This window comes from Leclercia sp. LSNIH8 (assembly GCF_002920195.1).
Lineage (GTDB): Bacteria > Pseudomonadota > Gammaproteobacteria > Enterobacterales > Enterobacteriaceae > Enterobacter.
In genome coordinates this window covers 674781-701762 of sequence record NZ_PQJY01000001.1, presented here as the reverse complement: position 1 = coordinate 701762, position 26982 = coordinate 674781, and the positions used below count along the sequence as shown (strand labels likewise).

The 26982-nt window shown below is 57.0% G+C and carries 21 protein-coding genes; 3 read left to right on the top strand and 18 right to left on the bottom strand.

Annotation, left to right across the window (positions count from 1 at the left end):
* Positions 1–30: 30 nt before the first annotated feature.
* Positions 31–1110, top strand: a complete 1080-nt coding sequence (locus C3406_RS03405) for a porin (RefSeq protein ID WP_103823363.1) — start codon at positions 31–33, stop codon at positions 1108–1110.
* A 184-nt stretch (positions 1111–1294) separates the two neighbouring features.
* Positions 1295–2485 (top strand): amino acid aminotransferase, encoded by a 1191-nt coding sequence (locus C3406_RS03400; RefSeq protein ID WP_103178937.1) that lies wholly within the window; start codon positions 1295–1297, stop codon positions 2483–2485.
* A 112-nt stretch (positions 2486–2597) separates the two neighbouring features.
* Here C3406_RS03400 and C3406_RS03395 read toward each other — a convergent pair whose 3' ends face one another.
* The 7 genes from C3406_RS03395 to cmoM form a co-directional block, all read right to left on the bottom strand.
* Complete coding sequence (locus C3406_RS03395; RefSeq protein WP_103823364.1) at positions 2598–3245, bottom strand: MBL fold metallo-hydrolase; 648 nt, start codon at positions 3243–3245, stop codon at positions 2598–2600.
* 18 nt (positions 3246–3263) lie between these two features.
* Entirely contained in the window at positions 3264–3812 is a 549-nt protein-coding gene (gene mepK, locus C3406_RS03390) for a peptidoglycan L,D-endopeptidase MepK (RefSeq protein ID WP_103823365.1), read from the bottom strand.
* A 178-nt stretch (positions 3813–3990) separates the two neighbouring features.
* Positions 3991–5814 (bottom strand): L,D-transpeptidase, encoded by a 1824-nt coding sequence (ldtD, locus tag C3406_RS03380; RefSeq protein ID WP_103823366.1) that lies wholly within the window; start codon positions 5812–5814, stop codon positions 3991–3993.
* Between the two features lie 183 nt (positions 5815–5997).
* A complete protein-coding gene (gene mukB / locus C3406_RS03375; protein WP_103823367.1) occupies positions 5998–10446 on the bottom strand; it encodes a chromosome partition protein MukB in 4449 nt (1482 codons plus the stop codon).
* A complete protein-coding gene (gene mukE / locus C3406_RS03370; RefSeq protein WP_103178932.1) occupies positions 10446–11150 on the bottom strand; it encodes a chromosome partition protein MukE in 705 nt (234 codons plus the stop codon). Before mukE ends, mukB begins: the two co-directional genes overlap by 1 nt.
* On the bottom strand, positions 11131–12453 hold the full coding sequence (gene mukF, locus C3406_RS03365) for a chromosome partition protein MukF (protein ID WP_103823368.1): 1323 nt from the start codon (positions 12451–12453) through the stop codon (positions 11131–11133). The genes mukE and mukF overlap by 20 nt, the downstream gene beginning before the upstream one ends.
* Positions 12450–13235, bottom strand: coding sequence for a tRNA uridine 5-oxyacetic acid(34) methyltransferase CmoM (gene cmoM / locus C3406_RS03360; protein ID WP_103823369.1), 786 nt, complete (start codon positions 13233–13235; stop codon positions 12450–12452). Before cmoM ends, mukF begins: the two co-directional genes overlap by 4 nt.
* A 124-nt stretch (positions 13236–13359) precedes the next feature.
* Here cmoM and elyC point away from each other — a divergent pair, with 124 nt between their 5' ends.
* The gene (elyC, locus tag C3406_RS03355; protein ID WP_103823370.1) at positions 13360–14139 is read left to right on the top strand and encodes an envelope biogenesis factor ElyC; all 780 of its coding nucleotides are present in this window, start codon (positions 13360–13362) and stop codon (positions 14137–14139) included.
* On the opposite strand, the gene C3406_RS03350 is transcribed toward elyC, so the two are convergent.
* The 11 genes from C3406_RS03350 to aroA all read right to left on the bottom strand — a co-directional run bounded on the left by C3406_RS03350 (position 14116) and on the right by aroA (position 26970).
* Positions 14116–15009 carry a YcbJ family phosphotransferase gene (locus C3406_RS03350; RefSeq protein WP_103823371.1) on the bottom strand — a complete coding sequence of 298 codons (894 nt, stop codon included), beginning with the start codon at positions 15007–15009 and terminating at the stop codon, positions 14116–14118. The genes elyC and C3406_RS03350 overlap by 24 nt on opposite strands.
* Positions 15010–15146: 137 nt before the next feature.
* Positions 15147–15893 (bottom strand): 3-deoxy-manno-octulosonate cytidylyltransferase, encoded by a 747-nt coding sequence (kdsB, locus tag C3406_RS03345; RefSeq protein ID WP_103823372.1) that lies wholly within the window; start codon positions 15891–15893, stop codon positions 15147–15149.
* On the bottom strand, positions 15890–16072 hold the full coding sequence (ycaR, locus tag C3406_RS03340; protein ID WP_103178926.1) for a protein YcaR: 183 nt from the start codon (positions 16070–16072) through the stop codon (positions 15890–15892). Before ycaR ends, kdsB begins: the two co-directional genes overlap by 4 nt.
* 45 nt (positions 16073–16117) lie before the next feature.
* Positions 16118–17347: a winged helix-turn-helix domain-containing protein gene (locus C3406_RS03335; RefSeq protein ID WP_103823373.1), complete on the bottom strand. Its 1230-nt coding sequence runs from the start codon at positions 17345–17347 to the stop codon at positions 16118–16120.
* 15 nt (positions 17348–17362) lie between these two features.
* Positions 17363–18367: a tetraacyldisaccharide 4'-kinase gene (gene lpxK / locus C3406_RS03330; RefSeq protein ID WP_103823374.1), complete on the bottom strand. Its 1005-nt coding sequence runs from the start codon at positions 18365–18367 to the stop codon at positions 17363–17365.
* The gene (gene msbA, locus C3406_RS03325; protein WP_103178923.1) at positions 18364–20112 is read right to left on the bottom strand and encodes a lipid A ABC transporter ATP-binding protein/permease MsbA; all 1749 of its coding nucleotides are present in this window, start codon (positions 20110–20112) and stop codon (positions 18364–18366) included. Before msbA ends, lpxK begins: the two co-directional genes overlap by 4 nt.
* 36 nt (positions 20113–20148) lie before the next feature.
* Entirely contained in the window at positions 20149–22413 is a 2265-nt protein-coding gene (locus C3406_RS03320) for a ComEC family protein (protein WP_103823375.1), read from the bottom strand.
* A 213-nt stretch (positions 22414–22626) separates the two neighbouring features.
* Complete coding sequence (ihfB, locus tag C3406_RS03315; RefSeq protein ID WP_039029484.1) at positions 22627–22914, bottom strand: integration host factor subunit beta; 288 nt, start codon at positions 22912–22914, stop codon at positions 22627–22629.
* A 120-nt stretch (positions 22915–23034) separates the two neighbouring features.
* The gene (gene rpsA, locus C3406_RS03310; protein ID WP_032617357.1) at positions 23035–24708 is read right to left on the bottom strand and encodes a 30S ribosomal protein S1; all 1674 of its coding nucleotides are present in this window, start codon (positions 24706–24708) and stop codon (positions 23035–23037) included.
* 111 nt (positions 24709–24819) lie between these two features.
* A complete protein-coding gene (gene cmk / locus C3406_RS03305) occupies positions 24820–25503 on the bottom strand; it encodes a (d)CMP kinase (RefSeq protein WP_103823376.1) in 684 nt (227 codons plus the stop codon).
* 183 nt (positions 25504–25686) lie between these two features.
* On the bottom strand, positions 25687–26970 hold the full coding sequence (gene aroA, locus C3406_RS03300; protein ID WP_103823377.1) for a 3-phosphoshikimate 1-carboxyvinyltransferase: 1284 nt from the start codon (positions 26968–26970) through the stop codon (positions 25687–25689).
* Positions 26971–26982: the final 12 nt, after the last annotated feature.

Genomic DNA, 26982 nt, shown 5'->3' with positions numbered 1-26982 from the left:
TCATAAAAAAACCAATGAGGGTAATAAATAATGATGAAGCGCAATATCCTGGCAGTGGTTATCCCTGCCCTGCTGGCAGCCGGTGCAGCTAACGCAGCAGAAATCTATAACAAAAACGCTAACAAGCTGGACTTCTACGGTAAAGCTGTAGGTGAGCACATCTGGACCACCAACGGTGATACTTCTAACGCTGACACCACCTATGCGCGTATCGGCTTTAAAGGTGAAACTCAGATTAATGACCAGCTGGCCGGTTACGGTCAGTGGGAATACAACATGGACGCTTCTTCCCAGGAAGGCGCTCAGGGTACCAAGACCCGTCTGGCATTCGCAGGCCTGAAAGCTGGTGATTACGGTTCATTCGACTACGGTCGTAACTACGGCGTGTTCTACGATGCGCTGGCTTCTACCGATATGTTCGTCATCTGGGGCGGCGACTCCCTGGCGGCAACCGACAACTTCATGACCGGACGTAGCACCGGTCTGGCTACCTACCGTAACTCTGACTTCTTCGGTCTGGTTGACGGCCTGGCAGTAGGTCTGCAGTACCAGGGCACAAACACTTCTAACCACAATACCGAGCGTCAGAACGGCGACGGCGGTAGCTACTCTCTGGGTTATGACTTCGCTGAAGGCTTCAACGTAACCGCGGCCTACTCTAACTCCGATCGTACTGCTGCGCAGAGCCGAGACGGTAAAGGCGAACGTGCTGAAGGCTGGGCAACCTCCCTGAAATATGACGCAAACAACCTGTACGCAGCGGTCATGTACGGCGAATCTCAGAACATGACCCGTGAAAACGACGACGAGTTCGCGAACAAGACTCAGAACGTTGAAGCTGTGGTTCAGTACCAGTTCGACTTCGGTCTGCGTCCATCCGTGGGTTACGTTCAGTCCAAAGGTAAAGATCTGACCGCTCGTAACGGTTTCTCCGGCGGCGATGCTGACCTGGTGAAATACGTAGAAGTGGGTACCTGGTACTACTTCAACAAGAACATGAACGTGTACGCTGCATACCGCTTCAACCTGCTGGACGACAACAACTACACCGAAGCAACTGGCCTGTCTACCGACGACCAGGCGGGTGTAGGTATCGTTTACCAGTTCTAATCAGTACACCACTTTGTTATATGTCTAAAAAACAGGGCTTCGGCCCTGTTTTTTTATGCCTGAAAGCAAAAAATGGCGACTTTTGAAAAGCCGCACGCTTTTTGTAGCAAACGGTTGGCATTTTGTAGAACTATCGTTAACCTGATAGCGGATTTCACTTCCGTAACCACAATGGAACTTCGTCATGTTTGAGAACATTACCGCCGCCCCTGCCGACCCTATTCTGGGCCTGGCCGATCTGTTTCGTGCCGATGACCGCCCTGGGAAAATTAACCTGGGTATTGGTGTCTATAAAGATGAGACCGGCAAGACCCCGGTACTGACCAGCGTTAAAAAAGCTGAGCAGTATCTGCTGGAAAATGAAAATACCAAAAACTACCTCGGCATCGACGGTATTCCGGAATTTGGTCGTTGCACCCAGGAACTGCTCTTCGGCAAAGGCAGCGCGATTGTCAGCGATAAACGTGCCCGCACGGCGCAGACCCCTGGCGGTACTGGCGCCCTGCGCGTGGCAGCGGATTTCCTCGCCAAAAACACCAGCGTAAAAACCGTCTGGGTGAGCAATCCGAGCTGGCCGAACCACAAGAGTGTCTTTAACTCTGCGGGTTTGGAAGTGCGTGAATATGCTTACTACGACGCGGCGAACCACTCTCTGGACTTCGACGGCCTGCTGGCAAGCCTGAGCGAAGCGCAGGCGGGCGATGTGGTGCTGTTCCACGGCTGCTGCCATAACCCAACCGGTATTGATCCAACGCTTGAGCAGTGGGAACAACTGGCAAAACTCTCCGTAGAAAAAGGCTGGCTGCCACTGTTCGACTTCGCGTATCAGGGCTTTGCTCGTGGTCTGGAAGAAGACGCCGAAGGCCTGCGCGCTTTCGCAGCAGTCCATAAAGAGCTGATTGTTGCCAGCTCCTACTCCAAGAACTTCGGCCTCTACAACGAGCGCGTAGGTGCCTGTACGCTGGTGGCCTCTGATGAGCAGACCGTTGACCGTGCGTTCAGCCAGATGAAATCTGTTATTCGCGCTAACTACTCTAACCCGCCGGCTCACGGTGCGTCTGTAGTGGCGACTATCCTCAGCAATGACGCCCTGCGCGCTATCTGGGAACAGGAACTGAACGACATGCGTCAGCGTATTCAGCGCATGCGTCAGCTGTTTGTGAACACCCTGGCGGAAAAAGGGGCGGATCGCGACTTCAGCTTTATCATCAAACAGAATGGCATGTTCTCATTCAGCGGCCTGACCAAAGAGCAAGTTCTGCGTCTGCGCGAAGAGTTTGGCGTGTATGCGGTGGCATCGGGTCGTGTTAACGTGGCGGGGATGACCCCGGATAACATGGCACCGCTGTGCGAAGCGATTGTGGCAGTGTTGTAAAAACGCTAAGCCGGGCGGCACTGCGTTTGCCCGGCCTACGTGTAGGCCCGGTAAGCGTAGCGCCGCCGGGCAATTAAAAAAGCCTGCTTAAAGCAGGCTTTTTTAATGTTCGTTACCAGACCGGCATTTCATCCTGCAGGAACGGATTGTGCAGCCGTTCGTATCCCAGGGTAGACATCGGGCCGTGGCCGGGAATAAAGGTCACATCGTCACCCAGCGGTAATAACTTCTCTTTGATCGAGCGGATCAGCTGACCATGATCCCCACGCGGGAAATCACTGCGCCCTACGCCGCCTTTAAAGATCACATCGCCGGAAATCAGCAGGCGCGACTGATCATCAAAGAAAACAATATGGCCTGGAGTATGCCCTGGACAATGCAAGACCTGTAATGTCACATTGCCCACGTTGACGCTCTCGCCCTCATTCAGCCAGCGATCTGGCGTCAGGGGAAGACATTCATCAAGACCAAACATGCGGCTCTGCGCCGGTAATCCCTGCAGCCAGAACTCATCTTCTTTTTCCGGGCCAATCACCGGCACGCCATAATGCTGTGCCAGTTCAGCCGCCGCCCCCACGTGATCGAGATGGCCGTGGGTCAGCAGGATCTGCATTAAGGTCACGCCAGCGGCAGCGACTTCCTGTTTGATCATCTCTGCATCGCCACCGGGATCGACCAGGGCTGCCAGTTTGGTTTGTTCACACCAGATAAGCGAACAGTTCTGGGAGAAGGCGGTGACCGGAATAATACGATAGTTCATACTGCTCCTGATTTGTTATTACCAGTGCCGCAATGGCCCGGTATCAATATGCACAAAGTTGCTACGTGGGTAATATCCTACACCACCTGCGCGCATAGATAACGCAGCTTTGCGAACATTGGCTAACGAAACGCCTTCAATATGAAAATCCATCGCCTGCCCTTTGGTGTGATAGCTCTTTTTAGCTACACCGCGGCTGTGGGCGCGCAATTCATTATTGGTATCAAGAGAGCGGTAGCCGGAAATGAGCTGAACCGGTTTGCGGGTGCCAAGCAAACCCTGCAGGCGGTAAAGCTGGTCAAATAATCCCGGATCGATGGCCTTTACTTTATTGGCGCGGAAATCACGGAAAAAGTGATTCAGCTTGGCTAATTCATCCTGAATATAGCCCCGACCATCAAAAAACTCAGCTTTGATCGACTCACCTGTGTGCAGGTTATTAAGCGTCAAAATACGTGGTCGAGGGGTAGAGAGCGTGGCAAATGATGGCGTAGGTAAGATGGCCGCGCCCAGCGCAATGCCACCTAACGCCAACAACTTACGGCGATTAGCGTCGAATTTGTCCATGGTAATCAGGTCTACAGGTCAATGTTATCGTATAGATGCTTTACAGCGCACGAAGGGCACATTACCGGGCAAACCTGTCATCGTCAAGGCACCACAACCCAGGAAAGACGGGGCTTGCAACCGCAAGACCCCGTTTATTTTTCCATTTAGACTACCGGAATTTTCCGAACTTCTTCATTTATCTGATCAATTGCTCTGCCTTGGGCAGAATTTGTGTGTTGGACCGGGCGGTCTCATCATAATTGTAAATATCTGTACGATACTGCGTCCGACCATCCTTGCCGACGAAGGCGGTGAGATAGTACAGATTAACCGGAATATTCTGGCGGATATTCACATATCGCGTGTCGCCCTGCTTCAGCGCATCCGAGATACGTGTGTCGTTCCAGCCAGCATCCTGTAACAACATATTTGCCAGTTCTGACGCCTTATTGACACGCACGCACCCAGAACTGAGCGCACGGGCATCTTTCTGGAACAGGTTGTGGTTCGGCGTATCGTGCAGATAGATGGCATCCAAGCTTGGCATATTGAATTTATACCGACCCAGCGAGTTGTGTGCACCAGGTGCCTGCTGGAAACGGAAAGGTAAATTCGCCGGCGTGATGGTCGCCCAGTCGACTTGCCACGGATCTATCGCCTCTTTACTGTTCCAGCCGCGCAGGACGGTATAGTTATGGCGTTCAAGATAGCCCGGGTCATTCCACACCTTCGGCAGAATATCTTTGCGCGCCAGCGTCGGCGGCACGTTCCACGGCGGGTTAACCACCACGTTGTTCAGCGCGCTGCTCATCATCGGCGTTTTACGATCCGGGCGGCCCACAATCACGCGGGAGGCCAGCACTTCACTGCCGTTCTGGTAATAGACCAACGAAAAGGCCGGGATATTCACCATGATGCCCGTCGAGAGTGTTCCCGGCAGCAAACGCAGACGCTGGATATTCAACGCCAGCACCCCGGCACGCTGTGCGGGAGTCATGTTTAGCGCCTCACGCGTCGCCTGGCCGATAACGCCATCCGCGCCCAACCCCTGGCTGGCCTGGAACGCTTTTACCGCTTCAACCAGGCTACGGTCATAGGAGGCCGGCTTGCTGGAGACGGACTTCGTCTTCTTTTCGACGGAGGGCGCCGACGGGCTGACGACCACGCTTTGCGGATCGTCACCCGGCAGGGCAATTTTTGGCCCGCCGTCAATCACGCCTGAGCGCTTCAGGATTTCACGCAGGGCCGGAACATCGCTGCTCCACTGCCCCGGGCTCAGCTTAGCGGTGCCCTGAATCTGTGGCCAGGGCTGCGTGTCAGCCACCAGCTGCAGCAGAGACTGGTGCATCACAGCATATTGCGGATGCGTCGGGGCCAGCCCGGCAATGAAGTGCGGCACCGTGCCGTTATCCAGCGCCAGCTGCCACTGGTTAATCACCGACAGCGGCGGTGTCGCCAGCTTGTAAGGCTTGTTGCTGTAGAGCCAGCGGTTGCCGTTGACCGGGATCCCCGCCACAAACTGCAGGTAGCCCATCATCGCATCGGACAGCACGACGTCGCGCGCCATTCCGGTGACGGCAGGCTGGGTCAGCAACTCGACCCAGGCAGTAAATTGCGGCTGAAAACCGGCGATGGCGACTTCAGCCAGCTGCTGCTGGAACGCGCGCACAGCTTCACGATCGTCCCACATCGGCTTCATGTCACGCGCGGCATACAGCAGTGTAAGTTGATTGAGATAGGCCGGGGTGTAGCCGGCAGGCAGCGCCGCAAGCAATTCCTGACGGCGTTGCTCTGCATTGACATCCGCAGGCAGCGGCCGGATACCGGCCATTATGGCGGTGGCAGGCGATTGCTCAAGCGGCTGGGACAGCGCAGTCGGTTGCGCGCCCACCGTGGCGGAGCTATCGACAGGAACCAGCTCGGGCTCATCCGCCCGCGCACTAAACAGCGGAGCAACTATTACCGTCAGACACAAACTGAGTGCCGACAGCTGACGACCATACATATTATTCAGCAACATCCCTTGCCCCCTGTTTGCTATACGTCACGCCCTCATCACCGGGGCTTCACTTCATTATAGAAAGGCAGACCGGCATCAGCCTTACCTTATGTAAAGAAGTTTAAAGTTAACGCAGCCGCCAGTACAAGCTCAAGGAATAAAAAAAGGCGGCCCGGGGGCCGCCATCGCTAATTTTCAGATTCCTCAGGAGGCGTCAGCCGTTCCCGGAAGCGATTCCGGCAGCTGCGGGGCAAAGCCACGCAGACCGACAACGTGAACGTGCTCGCTGTTCTGATAGACCTTACGCACCAGTTTATAGGTGGTGCCTTTCTCCGGACTGATGTTCTCCGGGGCTGCGATAATCAGCTGCATATCCAGACGGTCGCACAGCTCAAACAGCGTGGCGATCGAACGGGCATCCAGACGCGCCGCCTCATCAAGGAACAGTAGACGGCATGGGGAGATATCCTTGCCGCGCAGGCGGCGGGATTCATCTTCCCAGCTCTGCACCACCATCACCAGAATCGACATCCCGGTACCGATCGCTTCCCCGGTCGACAGGGCGCCAGATTCCGCACGCAGCCAGCCGTCAGAACCACGGTTAACTTCCACTTCCATTTCGAGATAGTTGCGGTAGTCCAGCAGCTCCTCACCGATGGTCTGCGGCGTGCGCTGGCCCATGTCGATCTGCGGGTTCAGACGCTGATACAGCTTCGCCAGCGCTTCGGAGAAGGTCAGGCGGTTGCTGTTGAACAGATCCTGATGCTGCTCGTGCTGCTCGGCCAGCACATCCAGCAGCGTGGCGTGGGCTTCACGCACATTGACGTTCAGTCGCACACTGTTGACCTGGCCGAAGGAGACGCTCTGCAGGCCCTGGTTCAGCTGACGAATACGGTTCTGCTCGCGCTGGATCGTCTTGCGGATGATATTGGCCACGCTGCGGGAGCTGATCGCCAGCTTCTGCTCGCGGGAGGTCAGCTCTTCCGTCAGACGCCCCAGTTCGATCTCCATCTGTTCAATGGCTTCAACCGGGTCATCGGTGCGAATGATATCCTGGCGAATACGCTCGCGCAGATGCTGATAGACCGCCACGAAGAACTGAATTTTGCGCTCAGGGCGCTTCGGATCTTCCGACATGCGCAGCACATCGCGCAGGTGTTCGTTATCCGCCACCGCCAGACGCAGCGCACCCAGCGCCTTATCCGACATAGAACGCAGCTCATCGCCGGAGAGATAGGCCAGCTCGCGGCGGTGTAGACGACGTTCAACGCCGTTGTCTTTCACCATCCGCATCACGGCGCACCAGCCCGCTTTGGCAGTGACGACCTGCTCGCGCTTCTCGTGGTAGTCACGTTCCAGCTTGCGCAGACGGCGGGTCAGGTTGTCCATCTCCGCTTCACAGAAGGTGAGCGCTTTTTCCAGCTGGTTACGGCGGGCGCGGTTATTGCTGAGCTGGGCATGGAGTTCGTCGCGACGAATGCGCGCCCGCTCCTCTGCCCCGCTGTCGGCCCGCACGCCGATATCCTGCAGCTCTTTATGCAGGTCGGTCAGCAGCTCTTTCTTGGTATCAAACGAACTTTTCAGCGACGCCAGCACCTGATTGTACTGACTCAGCTGCGCGGCATGGCTACGCATCGCCTCACGGGCGCGGGTACGCTCCATTTCCGCCTGCTCCAGACGCTGGCGCAGTTTTTCGTTCAGATCGCTGTTGCCGTTCAGCATCTCCGCCGAGTCGGAGTAGCTGAAGTGCGCCCGGCGCTGGGAAACTTCGGTCAGGGCAAACGCCTGCTGACGCGCTTCGCGCTGGACCTGCTGTGACCAGGCGTAATCTTCTTTCAGCTGTTCGAACTGTTCCGGGTCGCTCTGCAGCACAGAGACCATCGGCTCCAGCTTCGCCAGCTGATTGCCGTACTGTTGCACAAAGCGCGCGGCTTCCTGCGCTTCGTCGAGACGCTCCTGGATCTCATCCACGCGATCGGCGAGGGTGTCGTCCGCCAGAAGGTTCAGGCGCGGCAGAATGCGGTTAAGGGCAGCGACGCCCTCTTTAGCCTGCTCGAACTGGAGGCGGCTCTGCTGGTTATCATTTTCGTGGGCTGAAATCGCGCGTTCAAGCTCGGTACGACGGATAGTGAACTTGCGGATCTCGGCTTCCGGATCGGCCTCAAAGGCCACGGCCAGATGGCTGCCGATAAAGCGGCTGAACGCCTGGTGCAGACGCTGCGTTTTTTGCACGTCGAACGAGAGCGTCGCAAAACGTTCTGACAGCGCTTCGCGCTCGGTGTGCAGGCTCTCAATACGGCTTTCACGCGCCGCGCGGCCAAACAGCGGCAGCGCCGGGAAGCGCGAATAGCGCCACTGGCGATCGGCGATTTTCACCACCACCGCTTTTTCCAGCTCGTCGACGCCGAAGACGCTGTCATCGAACGACTGCGGATCCCCTTCGATCAGGTAGAGATCTTCCGGGCAATCTTCCAGCCCTTCGAGCTGGTCCGCGATCAGCGACAGATCCGGCACCACAATCGCGTGGCGGGATGGTCCATACAGCGCCGAGTAGTACGGGGCATCTTCCAGGCTGACGTCGTCATAAATCTCTGACAGCAGCACGCCGCCAAAGCGCTCTGCAAGGGTGTTCAGACGGGCGTCTTCTGCGCCGCCCGGCTGGCTTAAACGTTCGATCTCGTCATCGACGGCGCGCTTACGCGCCCCCACTTCGTCACGTTCAACAATCGCTTCGCGTTCACGCTCCAGCAGCTGCTGCAGATACTCCGTGACCTCCTGGCTGGATTCGAAGGTTTCGCCACACTGCTCGCTGAGCTGGCTGAGGCTGCTCTGGGCTGCCAGCCAGATTGGGGCGCGCTGCATCAGCGTCTGAATACGCGACTGGAGCTGCTCCATCTCCTGACGCAGCGCCATGCGCTGTTCGCTGGCACTGGATACGCTGTCGGAGAGCGACGCGATACGGGCTTCCAGCTCCTGATGCAGGCTTTCCAGATCGTCAATATCGACCCGTTTACCCTGACGCTTGCAGAACTCAGCCAGCAGGCGTTCCGCCTCCTGCTGTTCACGCAGGCGCTGCTCCAGCTCGTTCAGGCGCATACGCAGCGGCTGAACCTGTTCCGCCAGGTGGCGCTGGTTAACGCCATCACGCAGCAGCTCGCGGGCCACTTCCCACGCTTCGGCGCGCGCCAGCGGGCCGTTAATCGCGGCCACCAGCTGGTATGCCTGTTCAAACTGGCTGTGCGCAGTTTGCGCCACGCTCATTTTCTGCTCAAGATTCAGCAGTTTTTCTGTGGCTTCCTGCTCTTTGGCCTGGAAAGTCTCCAGCCACTGATCCGCGCTCTCTGGCGTCAGGTCCGGCAGATGGCAAAGCGCTTTTGCACGTTCCAGCGCCTGCAACGCCTGATTGTACTGAATGGCGCGGGTTTGCTGGACGTCGAGCGCCTGCTGATAGTCGGCAAGCTGGCTTTTCAGCTCATCCACTTCCAGCTCGGCGGCTTCGGCCCGGGCTTCGTTCTCTTCCTGCTTGTCGGCAGCTTCCGCCACCACTTCGTTCTGCTCTTCCAGACGAATTTGCAGTTCATCGAGATCCGCTTCGTAGCGCTCAATTTTTTCCTGCTGACGCAGCGCGGTCTGCACCAGGTTCAGGTGATCGCTGGCGGCCTGATAGTCGGCCTCCAGATCCCCTTCTGCCCCGTTATGCTCAGACAGCTCGCGGGCCATCTCAACGTGCTTGTACTGTTCAGAGGCCAGCTGCTGACGGGAGGTGAAGAGCTCACGGCGATACTCGAGAGCCTGATCGAGATGAATGCGGCGCTCGTTGGCGTGACGCATGTAGTCCGCCGCCACATAGTTGGTGGCTTCGCTGATCAGATGCTTGAACAGGTCGCGGTCAGACTGCGTGACGCGAATGGCTTCCAGCGTCATGCGGTTTTCACGCAGCGCCGCTTCCATGTCCTGGAACGCCTTACGCACACCGCTGTTTTCCGGTAACAGGTAATCACGCAGGGAGCGGGTAATGGCGCTGGAGATCCCGCCGTAGAGCGAGGCTTCGATCAGACGATAATATTTACTGCGGTCCGAGGCGGAGCGCAGACGACGGGCGACGATGCCCAGATCGAACATCAGCGAGTGGTATTCGGTGATGGAGTTGAACTGCTTAAACTGCACGCCTTCGATGGCTTCCAGCTTGTCTTTCAGCTCCTGCAGCGTCAGCACGCGCGCCTGGCGTTCGTTCAGGGTTTCCGTCAATAGCGCGGTGGGCTGAACGGAGGTTGGCAGCCCCTGAATGGCGAACGGTTTGATATCCACTTTACGGTCGCGACCGGCGACCTGCTGTAAGCGGACGCCAACCACCACGCGCTGATGGCGGGAGTTGATCACGTCCAGCACAGAGTAACAGACACCCGCCTTCAGCTTACCGTGCAGACCCTTATCACGGGAACCGCTGGTCGCGCCGGCTTCGGTGGTGTTACGGAAGTGCAGCAGGGTTAAGTCCGGGATCAGCGCCGTGACGAAGGCCGCCATGGTGGTGGATTTCCCCGCCCCGTTACCGCCCGAGAGCGTGGTCACCAGCTCATCGAGATCAAAGGTGCGGGCAAAGAAACCGTTCCAGTTAACCAGCGTCAGTGAGCGAAATTTACCGCGTTCAATCATTACTCTTCCTCCCCGCTATCCGGCTGATTGTCTTCATGCTCGTCATTGAGCTGCAGATGGTTTTCCACCGGCATCGCTTCGCCATCACGGATCATGCGCAGTTGCGCTTCGCGGGCGTCATCGCCCACGCGCACGTCGGCACCGAAGCGGAACACCGATTCAGTGATGCGGAATTTGCTGCTGTCATGGCCCATAAACCACACCATCCCCAGACGGCGCAGACGGTTCAGGGAGGAGCGCACTTTTTCCTGTAACTTCTGACGGTCTACGTCCGAGCCGGTGGAGCGGTTGTTGACCAGCTTCAGCAGCTTGCCTTCGTCCGCCAGGGTCATCAGCTCGTCATAGAGCTCCTGCTGGGTGAAGATGCCTTCGTTCGCCAGACGCTCCGGGCTGAGGTAGAGATAGCAGAGAATTTTGCCGACCATCATGTCCAGCTCGGAGAGCACCGAGCGCGGGATGAGCGTGGTGGAGCGCGGGCGCAGATAGAAGAACCCCTCCGGCGCGCGGATCAGCTCCACGTTATAGCGGGCGTAAAACTCTTCCAGGTACTCCTGAAAATCCATTAAAAAAGCGTGATTATCCAGCTCGTCGAGACCAATGTGACGACCGGCACGCAGCTGGCTGTCCAGCGCCGGAAAGATCGGATTTGCCAGCGCCTGGGCCAGCTTAACTGGCATCACGTGTTCAATATTTGTCAATGACATGCGCCTGTACCTTGGCTCCGTAATCGTTGATCGGCTGCCACTTCGGCGGCAGGCCGGTGAAATCTGCTTGCGCGACGCCCAGGCGTACCGCCTGATCGACCACAATGCGGGCGATATCGAAATGGCGGGCACGCGGGTATTGTGCGAGGTAGTCGCGCACCACCAGACCGAGATCGAGTGGTTTGTTTTTGGTTTTGAAGATCGCCAGTTGCTCCTCGATCATCGCGGCAAGCTGTTCCCGTATTTCGTTAAACTCTTCATATTCCAGATCGGCTGGCAGCTCGCCGGTCACCTCTTCGTCGCGCAGGCTCATCTCTTCGTCACGCATATCGAGCAGGCGGTCAGCGCTGGCGTAGGTCAGCGCCCACGGCGCATCGAAATAGGTCTGTACCGACTGGCGCAGACGCTGGGCAAACACGCGGTTTTTATCCATGTCGATAGCGGTACGGATAAATTTATGCACGTGGCGGTCATAGCCGATCCACAGGTCAATCGCCTGCTGGCCCCAGCTGATAATGCGGTCCAGCTTGCTTTGCAGGTCGAAGACCAGGCGATCGACAAAATGCAGGTTGTCCTGGGCCAGGGTGGCATCCTGAATGCGCAGCAGGTTAGCCTGCAGCTTGTCCCCCGCAGCCTCCAGCGTATCCTGCAGTTCACGCAGGGTGCCGGAGGTTTCTGACAGCAGCATTTCACAGCTGGAGATTGCCGCCCGCCAGTCTTTGTTCAGAAGCTGGGCGATGTCCTCTTTCACCAGCTGCTGCTGCTCATCCATGATGCGCTGCGTCAAATCGATGCTGTCGAAAATCTCGGCTACTGAATATTTCAGCGGCGCGTAGACGTTACGGTGCCAGTGGAACTCGTCACCGCCCTCATCTGCGGCATCGGCTGCACGCTTCAGTTCACCCGCCACAATGGAGAGCTGCATCGAGAGGCGCAGGGTCGAGAATTCGCGCTGGCGAATGTAGTAGTCGGTAATGCCGATGCCCAGTGGCGTCAGACGATAGATGGCATTCCCTTCTGCCAGCTCGCTGGTAAAGCGGTTCAGCAGACGTTGACGCACCATATCGTTAATCGCGTTATTGGCACGCACATTAATGGTTTCGCTGGTTTGCTCAAACGCATCACTGACATGGCGGAACGCATCCACCAGTTCGCCCTCGCTCATTTCTCCATCCAGCCGTTCGCTGTTCAGCGTGGCGACCGCCAGCAGAAAAGAGAGTCTGTCTACCGGCAGCGAGAGGGAGAAATCATTTTTTCGGGCCCAGGCAACCAGCTCGGGGACTGTCTGGGAAAATTCACTCATAAGTTATCCTTGCTCTGCGGCTTGCGCGCGGTGACGTGAATGTAGCGGCCAAGGCTAATATAAGGCTCCTGGCGACAGTACCGCGTTTCTAATTCTGTCAGGGCGTCAAAGCACTCATGCTGCTTCTGTTTATCGCGCAGATAATCATGAAACACCCTGATGCCGGTTTTCCCGGTAATCTGCCAGCCGGAGGTTTCCAGCCAGCCATAAACCTGCTGCGGGTCGCGCGGAAAGTCCGGTGACAGCGTACGGCGTTTCTTCTTGTACATGCCCTGCTGTACATAACCGAAATTACCCACCAGCACGTTACGCATTAACAGGCCGTTAGCGTTGTAAAACATCAGCGACAGCGCGCCGCCGGGGCGCAGTATCGACCAGAGCGTTTTCAGCAGCGCCTGGGGTTCGGCTACCCATTCCAGCACCGCATGAGACAATATCAGATCAACCGGGCTTTCCAAATGTTGAGCGATCTCCTGAGCGGCACAATGTATAAATTGCATGTTATCGCTCACACCTTTCTCCACCGCGGCACTTTCAGCGCGGGCGATCATTTCAGCGGAGAGATCGCAAAAGATAACGTGGTGCCCACGCTCAGCCATTTTTATCGCCGCCTGGCCTTCACCGCCGCCAGCATCGAGGACACGCAGTTTCTTGTCGCCAAATCCGGCCAACAGGATGTCCAGATCCTGCCAGAGGATCGTCTGCCGCAGACGGCCTTTGGTCGTGCCGTAAATATTGCGGGCAAACTTTTCCGCGATGTCATCAAAATTGCGATCCCGCATTGGGAGAGCTCCACCCACTCACAACAAAACCGCTATTTTGTCACAGCCGGGCGGAGAATGAACCTCTCTGGTGTAATATCGCTGACAATCATCAGCTATATGGTCAAAAAAGGAGCCAGAAAGGATGCTTTTTACTCTAAAAAAATATATTGGCGGCATGATGCTTCCCCTCCCTCTTCTTCTGCTGTGTATCGCGCTGGGCCTGGGGTTGCTGTGGTTCAGCCGCCATCAGAAAAGCGGCAAAATTTTGGTTACGGCAGGCTGGCTGGCGCTGACGCTGCTGAGCCTGCAGCCGGTCGCGGATGGGCTGTTACGTCCGGTCGAAGACAAATACCCCACCTGGCAGGGAAATGAGAAGGTTAAGTACATTGTGGTGCTCGGCGGGGGCTACACCTGGGATCCACAATGGGCTCCCAGCTCCAATCTGATCAACAACAGCCTGCCGCGCCTCAATGAAGGCATGCGGCTGTGGCTGGCGAATCCCGGGTCGAAGATGATCTTCACCGGGGCGGCAGCACAAAGTAATCCGGTGAGTACCGCCGAAGCGGGCGCGCGCGTGGCGCAGTCTTTGGGCGTGCCGCGCGAGGCGATCATCACTCTCGACGGTCCAAAGGATACCGAAGAGGAAGCCGCCGCGGTGAAGCAGGCGATAGGCGATGCGCCCTTCTTGCTGGTGACCTCAGCCTCCCATCTGCCGCGGGCGATGATCTTCTTTGAACGCCAGGGTCTGCATCCTCTACCCGCGCCCGCGAACCAGCTGGCGATTAGCGCCCCGCTTAACCCCTGGGAACGGATCATTCCGTCCCCGGTATGGCTGATGCACAGCGATCGCGTGGGCTATGAGACGCTCGGGCGCGTCTGGCAGTGGCTGAAGGGCCTGTCAGGCGAGCCAGGGGAGCAGTGATTTCGAGGCCAGATCGAAGTTGGCGCGGCTAAAATGCCCGGTATTCACCAGCTGCGCCACTTCGTCCCACAGCGTATAGAGCCAGCGCCGCCAGAGGAACGACTCTGAGACCGGCGCGCGCCGCAGGTAGTGCCAGAGTAAATCCTCCGCCTGCCCGCTCTCGCTCAGGCGAAACAGTTCATACTCCCGGGGGGCCCACAACATCACGCCGGGCCCGACCATCGCCAGCAGCTGATCGCTGCGGGGATCCTTGAGCATACTGCGCAGCGTAAAATTGCCGTGGATCAGCACGCTGTTGTCATTGAATCCTTCAAACAGGGTGGGCAGGCACTCGCGGGTACGAAACAGGATCCGTTTATCCTGCATGGTCAGGCCGGTGTTGTGATACTGGTTTAGCGTCCCCCACAGCACCTCGACCCGCTGGCGGTACCAGAGTGGCCAGAGATTTTCCTGGGTGCTGTCCACCGAGCCGACCACCCCTCCGCTGTCCAGCCGGTGCCAGGCCAGCAGCGCTTCAACTATCTGATCTTTTAGCTGCTCCCAGCGTTCAGGCGTGCGGGCTGGCGCTTCCACCGGGACACCACGCAGACGCTCAATCAGCAGGACATCCGGGCCCGGATGTTCTTCGTGGGTCATCACGCCATAAACGGTCGGCATTCTTACCGTGCCGCTGCGGGCCAGCATGGAGATTTTCCACGCCAGCTGTCGGGCCACATCCGGTGAAGAGAAGCTTCGCGCCAGTAACGGCATGGGGTTTCCCTGGCTGTCGTACAGCGACCATAGCGTGGTATCCGCCTTTTCATGCACGCATTCCACACGGCTCAGTTTTTCACCCAGCAGATGGCTGAGTTCGGCTCGCAGCTGTTCCATTTGAGATTACCCCCATTAAGACTACTGCTTTTATAATGAGCGTGTGGCGGGCGGATGTCACTCTTATGAGAAGATTCTGTAGCAGAAATTCAGAAAATTGAGACAAAAAAATCCCCTCAAAGAGGGGATGGCGGGGATTAGCGAAGTTCAGCGCGAACGCGGGCCAGATCTTCTGGCGTATCGACGCCTGTGCCCGGGACCTCGTGCGCGACGGCGACGTGGATCTTTTCCCCGTACCACAGCACACGCAGCTGCTCGAGCATTTCGATGTTCTCCAGCGGGCTCGGCTGCCAGTTGACGTAACGGCGGATAAAGCCTGCACGATAGCCATAAATGCCCAGATGACGCAGGATGCTGTCACCAATGTTATCCCGGGATTCGGCAAAGCGATCGCGATCCCAGGGGATAGTGGCGCGGGAGAAATAGAGCGCATAGCCTTCAGCGTCCAGTACCACCTTCACCGCATTCGGGTTGAATGCCTCTTCTGCGCTATGAACCGGCACGGCCAGCGTCGCCATACCCACCTGACGCTGGGCGAGGTTTTCTGCCACCTGACGAATAATGACCGCCGGGATCATCGGCTCATCGCCCTGCACGTTAACAATTACCGTGTCGTCGCTAAAACCGCATTTTTCCACCACTTCGGCCAGACGCTCAGTGCCGGACTGGTGATCGGCGCGGGTCATGCAGACTTCGCCGCCCGCCGCTTCAACTGCACGCGCCACCTCTTCATGATCGGTGGCGACAATGATCCGCTCCGCGCCGGACTCACGGGCACGTTCAAGCACATGCACGATCATCGGCTTGCCGTTGATATCCACCAGCGGTTTGCCCGGCAGACGCGTGGAGGCAAAGCGCGCCGGAATAATGACAACAAAACTCATGGTTTGCTCTCTTCAGGCGCCAGGGCGCGGGCTTCGGTTTCCAGCAGGACGGGAATGCCGTCGCGCAGAGGGAAGGCAAGGCTATCCACTTTGCAAATCAGCTCCTGCTTATCCTGGCTGTAGTAGAGTTTGCCGTTGCACACCGGGCAGGCAATAATTTCCAGTAAACGGTGATCCATAGTTCCTCCGTATCAATAATTGGTAAAGTTTACCATATTCCTTTTTCAGACCGCGTCTATTTCCCAGCCAGTTCGACAGGCGTGAAAAAGACCGTCAGGAAGATGGCCCAGCGCGATGCGTGTCGCTCCCTGCCAGCGCGCAAAATCGCTGATTGCCGTGGCAAGCCCCTTCTCCAGCGCAACGCTTATCCGAATACCCTCTTCCAGATAAAGGGCGATGACCTGTAACTCGCCGGTTTTGCGATGCATTTTGGCATCCATCCGCCCCACCAGCTGCCCTCTATGCAACAGCGGCAGAACGAAATAGCCATACTGACGTTTCGGCGCCGGGGTATAACATTCCAGCCGGTAGCTGAAGTTAAAGAGCTGCTCCGCACGCTTACGATCCCAGACTACCGGATCGAAGGGTGAGAGAACGGCGCTATGGGTTGCGGTGAGCTTCCCTTCCTGCGCTTCGTTAAGCAACGGCAGCAGATCGGCATGCAGCCACATCTCCCCCAGCGTCTCCACTTCGACGCGGACCACCTGCTGCTGCGCCTGCCAGCGCTCAAGCAAGGGGGCCAGCGTGGGCTGACGCAGGCGGTAATAGTCAGCCAACCACTGGGGGCGGAAAATGCCTAAGCTGCGGGCACTGTTTTCCAGCATTATGGCTTCTGCCGCCGCCTGGGTCAGCATATCCCGGCTGTCATCCCACTCCGGCATCACCCGATGTGTGAGATCGTAAACGCGCTGAAAGTTACGCCGTTCCACCACCATCACCTTGCCAGCGGTGAACAATCCCTCAAGATGGCGTTTATGCGGCTTCCACTCCCACCAGCCGCTCGTTCCTTTGTGGGGATGTTCAAAATCGGCGGAACGGACAGGGCCTTTCTCCTGAATATGGGCGATAAGCTCTTCTATTTCATCCGCATGTTCCTGCATCCAGGCCTGACGGTATTTCCAGCCCATTTTATCGGGCGCGAGCATTCTGTGACGCACCAGCGCAAAGTCGCTGCGCGGCAGGAAACACGCCTCGTGCGCCCAGTACTCCATCAGCTCTCCCTGACGCAGGGCGTTATCCAGCCAGTCGGGCGAATAGGGACCGAGACGGCTGAAGAGCACCAGGTAAGGGCTGCGGGCAACGATATTGATGGTGTCGATCTGGAGCAGCGACATGCGCTTAATGGTGGTAAGAATATCGGCGGGTCGGGCGCGACGACGGGGCTTTTTCAAAAGCCCCTGGGCGGCAAGATGCAGATGACGTGCGGCTGAAAGCGTGAGTTGCGGTAAAGCCATGCCTTTTCCTGTCAGTTAGTGCGCGGGCGAAACCTCTTTTACCTGCCCTGCAAGGGCGATAAGTTCCTGGAGCAGTTGTTCAGGCTGTTCACCCTGCAGTTGGGCATCAACCGGTAAATACCACCAGTTATCCCGGGCAAAGGCACGGCATTTCACCGCATCTTTTTCAGTCATGATCAATGTCTGACCAGGCGCAGTAAACGCCGCAACCTGCTCCAGGCTTAGCGCCTGGTGGTCGGCCAGCGGCACGCTACGCTGAAGTTTGGCGCCGCAGGCTTCTAGGGTGGAGAAAAAACGCGGAGGATGACCGATACCGGCCATCGCCACCAGATGGTTTAGCTCAGCAACGTCGCGCCGCTCACCGGTCAGCAGATTCACGGCAAGTCCTGGGTGCAGCTGCATCGGGATCTCCCCCGCCTGCGCCGTACCACCGTTGACGATAACCGCATCCACGGACCGCAAACGCGACGCGCGCTCGCGCATCGGTCCGGCAGGTAACCACCAGCCGTTACCAAAGCGGCGAACGCCATCAATCACCACAATCTCTTTATCCCGGGCCAGCGCGTAGTGCTGCAGCCCATCGTCGGTGATCACAATCCGGACATCCGTCTGGTTCAGCAGAGCCTGCACCGCCTCGCTGCGCACCGGCGAAACCGCTACCGGCGCACCGGTGCGTTGAAAGATCAGCACCGGTTCATCCCCCGCTTGCGCCGTGGTGGTTTGCGCGCTCAGCAGCAGCGGATAGCGCTCCGCCTTGCCGCCGTATCCCCGGGAGACAACCCCCACGCGAATCCCACGTTTTGTCAGCTGTTCCACCAGCCAGATCACCACCGGCGTTTTACCGTTACCGCCAGCGGTAAGGTTGCCCACCACCACCACAGGCACCGGCGCGCGCCAGGCCCGTTTGAGCCCCACTTTATAACTCAGGCGGATCAGGCCGCTGACCAGGCCATACAGCCATGAGAGCGGCAACAACAACAGCCAGAGTGGAGACTCACCGGACCAGATGCGAGCGATCATTCGCCAAACTGCATTTTATGAAGCTGGGCATACACGCCCTGGTGCGCCAGCAGGTCGGCATGGCTGCCCCGCTCGACGATGTAGCCATCTTCTACCACCACGATTTCGTCGGCTTTTTCAATCGTCGACAGGCGGTGGGCAATCACCAGTGAGGTACGGTTCTTCTGCAGCTCATCCAGCGCAGACTGGATAGCGCGTTCGGACTCGGTATCCAGCGCCGAGGTGGCTTCATCGAGGATCAGGATTGGGCTGTCACGCAGTAGCGCGCGCGCAATAGCGATACGCTGGCGCTGACCGCCGGAGAGCAGGACACCGTTTTCACCGATAATGGTATCCAGGCCGTTATCCATCTTATTGATGAAGTCCATGGCGTAGGCCATCCGCGCCGCCGCTTCGATCTGCTCGCGGCTGTACTCTTCATTACGGGCATAGGCGATGTTATTAGCCACAGTGTCGTTGAACAGGTGCACATTCTGGGAAACCAGCGCGACCTGATTACGCAGCGACCGCAGGGTGTACTCGCGCAGATCGTGGCCATCAATCAGGATCTCACCCTCATCAATATCGTAGAAGCGGGTGATCAGGCTGGCGATGGTCGATTTACCTGAGCCAGAGCGGCCCACCAGGGCTACGGTCTTGCCTGCCGGAATTTTCAGATTGATATTGCGCAGAGCAGGCGTATCACGACCCGGATAGGTAAAGGTCACATTGCGGAACTCCACGTCACCGGTTGAGCGCTCAATCACGCGTTTGCCTTCGTCCTTTTCCTGTTCGGAATCAAGGATCGCGAACAGCGTCTGGCAGGCTGCCATCCCGCGCTGGAACTGGGCGTTAACGTTGGTTAACGATTTCAGCGGGCGCATCAGGGCAATCATCGACGAGAAGACCACGGTGATGGTACCGGCGGTGAGGGTTTCCATCACGCTCGGGAAGCTGGCGGCATAGAGCACAAACGCCAGAGCCAGGGAGGCGATGAGCTGAATGATCGGATCGGAGATGGAAGAAGCAGACACCATCTTCATCCCCTGCAGACGCATCTTATTGCTGACCTTATCGAAGCGCTTGGTTTCGAGCTCCTGGCCGCCAAAAATCAGCACCTCTTTATGGCCTTTCAGCATCTGCTCGGCGCTGGTGGTCACCTGCCCCATCGTGTTCTGCATGTTCTTACTGATGCTGCGGAAACGCTTCGAGACGACGCGGATCGCAATCGAGACAATCGGCGCCAGCACAATCAGGATCAGCGACAGTTGCCAGCTATACCAGAACATCAGGGCGAACAGACCAATAATCGACGCCCCTTCACGCACAACGGTGATCAGCGCGCTGGAGGAGGAGGAAGCCACCTGCTCGGAGTCGTAGGTAATGCGCGACAGCAGGGTGCCGGTCGACTGCTTGTCAAAAAACGCGACCGGCATGCCCATCATATGGCTGAACAGGCGGCGGCGCATGGTCATCACAACTTTGCCCGAAACCCAGGAGAGGCAGTAGCTGGAGATATAGCTGGTGATGCCGCGTAAAATCATCAGGCCGATAACCACCAGCGGCATCCATAGCAACACTGAGCGATCCGTTTTACCAAAACCGTCGTCCAGTAACGGTTTGAGGAGCGATAACATGAAGGTATCGCTGGCTGCGTTGAGGATTAACGCTACGCCCGCCACGATTAGGCCCGTTCTGAAGGGTGCAATCACCGGCCAGAGTCGGCGGAAGGTCTGCCACGTGGAGAGATCTTTGTCGTTATGCATTCAAAAAACCAGCATTTGTTGAAATAGCCGCATATTCTACCCGTTATCTCCGGGCGCGCCAAACCACTGATGATACCAACGGGGCAAAATTTGATCCCGTAAGCTATGGATTTGCCAGCCATGTTGCGAAAAATAAACGGTAAGTTGTCCCAGTCGGGGGGTTGTTAGCCAGCGATACCCCTCCTTTTGGTAGCGACGAGCCACTTTGAGCGAAGGCAGTCGCCACGCGTTATAGCGGGAGGCAGACACCAGAGCGATCTGCCCACCTACGCGCTGCACCAGAGGGAGTGATGAGGAGGTATTACTGCCATGGTGCGGCACCTGGATAAGTGTAGACGCAAGATATTGCCAGTGACGACTGAGCATCGCTTTTTCTCCCTTCGCTTCAATATCGCCGGTTAACAACACGCTATGGGTACCGTCCTCAACTTTAACCACGCAGGAACCGTTGTTGCCGCGCTGCGGTTTGTTGGCGAGGGGCCAGTGTGCGCTGAAGGTCAGCCCTCGCCACTGCCAGCGCTCCCCGCGCGCACAAGGGTCATGCCCGGCCCAGCGCAGCGGACTTCTTATCCACATTGTCGGCCACGTCTTACGTAGCGATACCAGCCCGCCGATATGGTCGAGGTGTTCGTGGCTGATAATCACCCCCTCCGGGCGTAAATGGTGCCACCGTAGCCAGGGAATGATCAGCTGTTGCGCACTGTCCCCGCCCGGCCAGGCGGGGCCGGTGTCATAAAGAATCGCTCTCCCCTGCCGCTCGATCACCATTGCCAGCCCCTGTCCGACATCCAGCATATGCACCGCCCAGCCCTCGGTTTTATCAGCTCGCCATAGCGGACTACTTGCCAGCACCAGTGCCGAGACACAGACCACCGGACAGGCACGTACGCCGCGCAGACGCCAGGCGACAATGGCGGCCCAGGGCAGCAGGGTCAGCCACAGCCAGCGTTTATCGACCGGGATCCAACCGTCAGGGAGCGCGGTTAAAAATCTGAATAGCAGCGACAGTGAGCCATCCGCCATAGTCCAGACCATATTTTCCGCCGCCGGCCACATGCAGAGGTGCAGCCCCATTCCCAGTAAGATCAAAGGCACCGAAATAAAGGTCACCAGCGGCACCGCCACCAGATTCGCGACCAGTGAAGAGAGGCTGAAACCATGGAAGACGACAATCTGTACCGGCAGCAACAGCAATAGCATGCCAAGTTGCAGGTGCAGCAAATTAACCACAGCCCTGACGACCCACGGGCCGGAAAAGCGCGGGGCAGGCACCCACTGATACCAGAAAATCAGCACCGCCACGGCAAAAGCGGACAGTAAAAGACTGTGCGACAGCACGGCCAGCGGATCGGCCAGCAAAATGGCAGCAATGCAGACTCGCCATACCTGCCAGGGCGACCAGAGACGACCGCTCAATTGCAACGCCAGACAAGCACCCAGTGAGACGACGGTGCGCAACGCAGGAGGCTGCATTCCGGTAAGCCAGGCGTAAAAGGCGGCAAAGCAGAAACCCGCCACCAACGGGGCTCGCCAGCTTACCCAACGCCCCGGGATGAAAAACTGTATGCCCCGCACCAGCAGCCAGACAACCGACGCCGCCAGGGCTATGTGCAAACCTGAGATCGCCATCAGATGCCCGGTGCCGGTTTCCCGCATCAGATTTTTTATCTCTGGCGTTACCGCCAGCCGCTCCCCCATGCCTAGCCCCAGCAGAACCGGCCCCCAGGTATAGGTAGAAAGTGTGGCCGTCAGCGAGGTGAGATAGCGGGCGCGTAAGCTACAGCGATCATCTGTTACACCGGCATGGGTAAAACGCCCGGTCAGGGGTTGATGCTGTGCCAGGGCATAGCGCTGGGAATCGAACCCGCCATCGTTGATTTGCCCGTGAACGGCACGTAATGACAAGGTCATCGACCAACGCTGTCCGGCGCAGCCCGGTTGCGGCAGCGTGTTGCCATACAGCGTGACGCCTACTGCTGGCACCATCGCTTTGCCGTTGAGCTGGATGATACGGGCCCGATAGGCCGCCTCGTTTTCAACCGCTACGATCTCTATCTCCGCTTTCTGCGGACCCCGGGTGAGATGCTGCATTGGCCAGACCGCACTTTGCGCGGCCAGCGCTCCCCAGGCAAAGAAAAGCAGCCAGAAACCACTGTAGCGGGCCACGTTATGACGAATTAAGGCGAGCAGAAATCCGGCACAAGCTATGGCCTGGATAACCGGCAGCGCTGGCAGAGCGGGCAGCCACAGAAGTGGCAGGATAGCCAGGATCAGACATGTCGCTAACGACGTTAAACGCATTTACACCTCCCTGTGTCAGGGCAGTGTGCGTTCAGACGTTAAGTCTGTCAGGTGCGAAATTGTGCGGTTGCGACACAGGCTGGCATAAATAAACGGTGTGCAGCAAAAGACCGTGAAATTTGCGGCGCAGCTTCCGGATAAAAAGGAGAAAAACAAAAAAAGCACCCGCAGGTGCTTTTCTTGTGGTCACTCAGTTTTGCCCGCAGGCGAAACTCAGTTGCCGTAAATATTGGCGCGATCGCGCAGCTCTTTACCCGGCTTAAAGTGCGGAACGTATTTACCTTCCAGCTCTACTTTGTCGCCAGTCTTCGGGTTACGCCCGGTACGTGGAGCACGATAGTGCAGAGAAAAACTACCGAAACCGCGGATTTCAATGCGCTCGCCCTGTGCAAGAGTGGTAGCCATATGCTCCAGCATCTCTTTTACGGCGTCTTCCACTGCTTTCGCAGGTATATGCGATTGCTGGCTGGCAAGTCTTTCAATCAATTCTGACTTGGTCATGATTCCTCCGGTTCCTTCAAACCAATTAGCTAAACAGCTTAAACAAGGGCGGCCGTAGCCGCCCTTTGTTATTGATTACAGGACGAATCCTGCAATCTGTCAAGTCACTCTACGAGTAACTTATTCGCCTTTAGCTGCTTTGAAAGCTTCAGCCATTGCGTTGTTAGAGAAGTTTGCATCTTCCTGTTTGTTAACAGTTGCGATTGCATCTTTCTCATCAGCTTCGTCTTTAGCACGAACAGACAGGCTGATTGCACGGTTCTTACGATCAACGCCAGTGAATTTAGCTTCAACGTCGTCGCCTACGCTCAGAACCAGAGTTGCATCTTCAACGCGGTCACGTGAAGCTTCAGAAGCGCGCAGGTAGCCTTCAACGCCGTCAGCCAGTTCTACGGTTGCGCCTTTCGCGTCAACTGCAGTCACTTTACCGTTTACGATTGCGCCTTTCTTGTTCAGTGCAACCCAGTTGTTGAACGGATCTTCTGCGAGCTGTTTAACGCCCAGGGAGATACGCTCACGCTCTGCGTCAACCTGCAGAACAACTGCTGCGATTTCGTCGCCTTTTTTGTATTCACGTACTGCTTCTTCGCCTGCAACGTTCCAGGAGATGTCAGACAGGTGAACCAGGCCGTCGATGCCGCCGTCCAGGCCGATGAAGATACCGAAGTCAGTGATAGACTTGATTTTACCTTCAACACGGTCGCCCTTGTTGTGGGTTTCCGCGAACTGCTGCCATGGGTTGTTTTTGCACTGCTTCAGGCCCAGGGAGATACGACGACGTTCTTCGTCGATATCCAGAACCATAACTTCCACTACATCACCAACGTTAACAACTTTGGATGGGTGGATGTTTTTGTTGGTCCAGTCCATTTCGGAAACGTGCACCAGGCCTTCAACGCCTTCTTCGATTTCAACGAAGCAGCCGTAGTCGGTCAGGTTGGTAACGCGACCAGTCAGTTTAGTACCTTCTGGGTAACGTTTAGCGATAGCTACCCATGGATCTTCGCCCAGCTGTTTCAGGCCGAGGGATACACGAGTACGCTCGCGGTCGAACTTCAGCACTTTAACAGTGATTTCGTCGCCCACGTTCACGATTTCGCTTGGGTGCTTAACGCGTTTCCACGCCATGTCGGTGATGTGCAGCAGGCCATCAACGCCGCCCAGGTCAACGAATGCGCCGTAGTCAGTGAGGTTCTTAACGATACCTTTGACTTCCATGCCTTCCTGCAGGTTTTCCAGCAGCTGATCGCGTTCTGCGCTGTTTTCGGATTCGATAACCGCACGACGGGAAACAACAACGTTGTTACGCTTCTGGTCCAGCTTGATTACTTTGAACTCAAGCTCTTTGCCTTCCAGGTGCAGGGTGTCACGAACTGGACGAACGTCTACCAGTGAACCTGGCAGGAACGCACGAATACCATTCAGCTCAACAGTGAAGCCACCTTTAACTTTGCCGTTGATAACACCGACCACAGTTTCAGCTTCTTCGTAAGCTTTCTCCAGCGTGATCCATGCTTCGTGACGTTTCGCTTTTTCACGAGACAGCAGGGTTTCGCCGAAGCCGTCTTCTACTGCGTCCAGAGCAACGTCAACTTCGTCACCAACCTGGATTTCCAGCTCGCCCTGAGCGTTTTTGAACTGCTCTGCCGGAATGGCAGACTCAGATTTCAGACCGGCGTCAACCAGTACGATATCTTTGTCGATAGCAACAACAACGCCACGAACGATGGAACCCGGACGGGTTTCGATTTCTTTTAAGGATTCTTCAAACAGTTGAGCAAAAGATTCAGTCATGTTTAATCTTCAGGTTAATATTAACGTCCACCTGGCTCCGTGCCGGATGGGGTTGTTTCACATACCCGCCGTCAATCCATTGCAGCGGGGGTACTGCTAAATCGGTCGCGATTACGCGAGAGCCAATTTCTGGCGCGCATATTGTAGCGCTTTTTCAATCACTTGCTCAATAGTTAAACTGGTAGAATCCAGAACTAATGCATCATCTGCGGGAACAAGCGGTGCAACGGCGCGATTACGGTCGCGATCGTCACGCTCTTTTATCTCAGACAAAAGACGTTCAAAGTTAACACTAAAGCCCTTTTCCTGCAACTGCAGCATACGGCGCTGCGCGCGCTCCTCCGAGGAAGCGTCAAGGAAAATTTTCACCGGCGCATCAGGGAAGACCACGGTTCCCATGTCGCGTCCGTCGGCGATCAGGCCCGGGGCGTCACGGAACGCGCGCTGGCGACGTAAAAGCGCCTCGCGAACGCGCGGAAACGCAGCGACCTGAGAGGCGGCGTTCGCCACGTCCTGGGTGCGGATCTCACTGCTGACGTCTTCCCCCTCCAGAATCACTTCCAGGTTGCCGTTGGTGGAGACAAAACGCACGTCCAGATGGGCGGCCAGCGGCACCAGCGCCTCTTCAGAGGCAACGTCGACATGGTGGTGCAATGCAGCCAGCGCCAGCACACGATAGATTGCGCCCGAATCTAAAAGATGCCATTGCAGTGCTTCCGCCATCGCTTTGCACAGGGTACCCTTACCTGCGCCACTCGGCCCGTCAATGGTGATAACCGGGGCAATTGCCGTCATCTTTTTCTCCTTAAAATAGGCATACCGTTGTGTAAACGCCGCGCATTATACGCGTCAACGTGCACAACTGTTACCTTTGCGTGAAAATTACGGAATGAATGAAGCTGAGTGTAGAAGAAATGGGCGATGATGACGTCAGGAAGCGTAAGGAAACGCCGCATCAGGTGATGCGGCACAGCGATATCATGCAGAAGTGCTAATGCGCGCCAGCTGCTCGAAGTAGTCAGGGAAAGTTTTCGCGGTACATTTCGGGTCAAGGATGGTCACCGGCGTATCCGACAGCGCCACCAGCGAGAAGCACATCGCCATACGGTGGTCGTTGTAGGTGCCAATTTCCGCAGCCTGCAGCTGGGCCGGAGGCGTTACGCGGATATAGTCCTCGCCCTCTTCCACTTCGGCACCGACTTTACGCAGCTCGGTCGCCATAGCAAACAGGCGATCGGTCTCTTTCACACGCCAGTTATAAATGTTGCGCAGCGTGGTAGTGCCTTTGGCAAACAGCGCCGCCGTGGCAATGGTCATCGCCGCGTCAGGAATGTGGTTCATGTCCATATCAATGGCGTTCAGCTCCCCGCGTGTGCAGGAGATATAGTCATCGCCCCAGGTCACCACGGCACCCATCTTCTCCAGCACATCAGCAAAGCGAATGTCGCCCTGCACGCTGTTGCGACCAATACCGGTCACTTTAACGGTACCGCCTTTAATGGCGCCCGCCGCCAGGAAGTAAGAGGCCGACGAGGCATCGCCTTCTACCAGGTAGTTGCCCGGTGTCTGGTACTGCTGCCCGCCGCGCACCACGAAACGCTGGTAGCTGTGGTTTTCCACCTCAACGCTAAAGGTCTTCATCAGGTGCAGCGTGATATCAATATAGGGTTTGGAAACCAGCTCGCCTTTAATGGTGATAGTGGTGTTTTGTGGCGCCAGCGGTGCGGTCATCAACAACGCGGTCAGGAACTGGCTGGAGACGCTGCCGTCCACCGCCACTTCGCCACCGGTAAAGCCACCGCGCAGACGCAGCGGCGGATAGTTTTCCTGCTCCAGATAGTCAATCTGCGCGCCGCCCTGACGCAGCGCATCAACCAGATGGCCAATCGGACGCTCTTTCATGCGCGGCTCGCCCGTCAGCACGATGTCATTGCTGCCCAGGCACAGGGCTGCCGCCAGCGGGCGCATAGCCGTGCCAGCGTTGCCGAGGAACAGCTCCAGCGCGTCGGCGGAGTGCAGCGCACCCGCGTTGCCCGTCACTTCACAACGGGTACGATCCGCAGACAGGGTGTAGTGGACTCCCAACGCTTTCAGCGCATTAAGCATATGGCGAACGTCATCGCTGTCCAGCAGGTTAGTGAGAACAGTGGTGCCGTTTGCCAGCGCAGCCAGCAGCAAGGCGCGGTTCGAGACACTTTTTGAACCAGGCAGATTGATGGTGCCATCTACCCGCGCGATAGGGTGTAACGTCAGGGATTCCATGAAATTTAAGTC

Excerpts from the sequence above, each read along its gene's own strand:
- cmk (WP_103823376.1), bottom strand. The coding sequence starts at position 25,503 with ATGACGGCAATTGCCCCGGTTATCACCATTGACGGGCCGAGTGGCGCA.
- ldtD (WP_103823366.1), bottom strand. The coding sequence starts at position 5,814 with ATGTTGCTGAATAATATGTATGGTCGTCAGCTGTCGGCACTCAGTTTG.
- C3406_RS03395 (WP_103823364.1), bottom strand. The coding sequence starts at position 3,245 with ATGAACTATCGTATTATTCCGGTCACCGCCTTCTCCCAGAACTGTTCG.
- mukF (WP_103823368.1), bottom strand. The coding sequence starts at position 12,453 with ATGAGTGAATTTTCCCAGACAGTCCCCGAGCTGGTTGCCTGGGCCCGA.
- mukE (WP_103178932.1), bottom strand. The coding sequence starts at position 11,150 with ATGTCATTGACAAATATTGAACACGTGATGCCAGTTAAGCTGGCCCAG.
- ihfB (WP_039029484.1), bottom strand. The coding sequence starts at position 22,914 with ATGACCAAGTCAGAATTGATTGAAAGACTTGCCAGCCAGCAATCGCAT.
- msbA (WP_103178923.1), bottom strand. The coding sequence starts at position 20,112 with ATGCATAACGACAAAGATCTCTCCACGTGGCAGACCTTCCGCCGACTC.
- C3406_RS03400 (WP_103178937.1), top strand. The coding sequence starts at position 1,295 with ATGTTTGAGAACATTACCGCCGCCCCTGCCGACCCTATTCTGGGCCTG.
- mepK (WP_103823365.1), bottom strand. The coding sequence starts at position 3,812 with ATGGACAAATTCGACGCTAATCGCCGTAAGTTGTTGGCGTTAGGTGGC.
- C3406_RS03320 (WP_103823375.1), bottom strand. The coding sequence starts at position 22,413 with ATGCGTTTAACGTCGTTAGCGACATGTCTGATCCTGGCTATCCTGCCA.
- lpxK (WP_103823374.1), bottom strand. The coding sequence starts at position 18,367 with ATGATCGCTCGCATCTGGTCCGGTGAGTCTCCACTCTGGCTGTTGTTG.
- C3406_RS03335 (WP_103823373.1), bottom strand. The coding sequence starts at position 17,347 with ATGGCTTTACCGCAACTCACGCTTTCAGCCGCACGTCATCTGCATCTT.
- C3406_RS03405 (WP_103823363.1), top strand. The coding sequence starts at position 31 with ATGATGAAGCGCAATATCCTGGCAGTGGTTATCCCTGCCCTGCTGGCA.
- cmoM (WP_103823369.1), bottom strand. The coding sequence starts at position 13,235 with ATGCGGGATCGCAATTTTGATGACATCGCGGAAAAGTTTGCCCGCAAT.
- C3406_RS03350 (WP_103823371.1), bottom strand. The coding sequence starts at position 15,009 with ATGGAACAGCTGCGAGCCGAACTCAGCCATCTGCTGGGTGAAAAACTG.
- ycaR (WP_103178926.1), bottom strand. The coding sequence starts at position 16,072 with ATGGATCACCGTTTACTGGAAATTATTGCCTGCCCGGTGTGCAACGGC.
- rpsA (WP_032617357.1), bottom strand. The coding sequence starts at position 24,708 with ATGACTGAATCTTTTGCTCAACTGTTTGAAGAATCCTTAAAAGAAATC.
- elyC (WP_103823370.1), top strand. The coding sequence starts at position 13,360 with ATGCTTTTTACTCTAAAAAAATATATTGGCGGCATGATGCTTCCCCTC.
- mukB (WP_103823367.1), bottom strand. The coding sequence starts at position 10,446 with ATGATTGAACGCGGTAAATTTCGCTCACTGACGCTGGTTAACTGGAAC.
- aroA (WP_103823377.1), bottom strand. The coding sequence starts at position 26,970 with ATGGAATCCCTGACGTTACACCCTATCGCGCGGGTAGATGGCACCATC.
- kdsB (WP_103823372.1), bottom strand. The coding sequence starts at position 15,893 with ATGAGTTTTGTTGTCATTATTCCGGCGCGCTTTGCCTCCACGCGTCTG.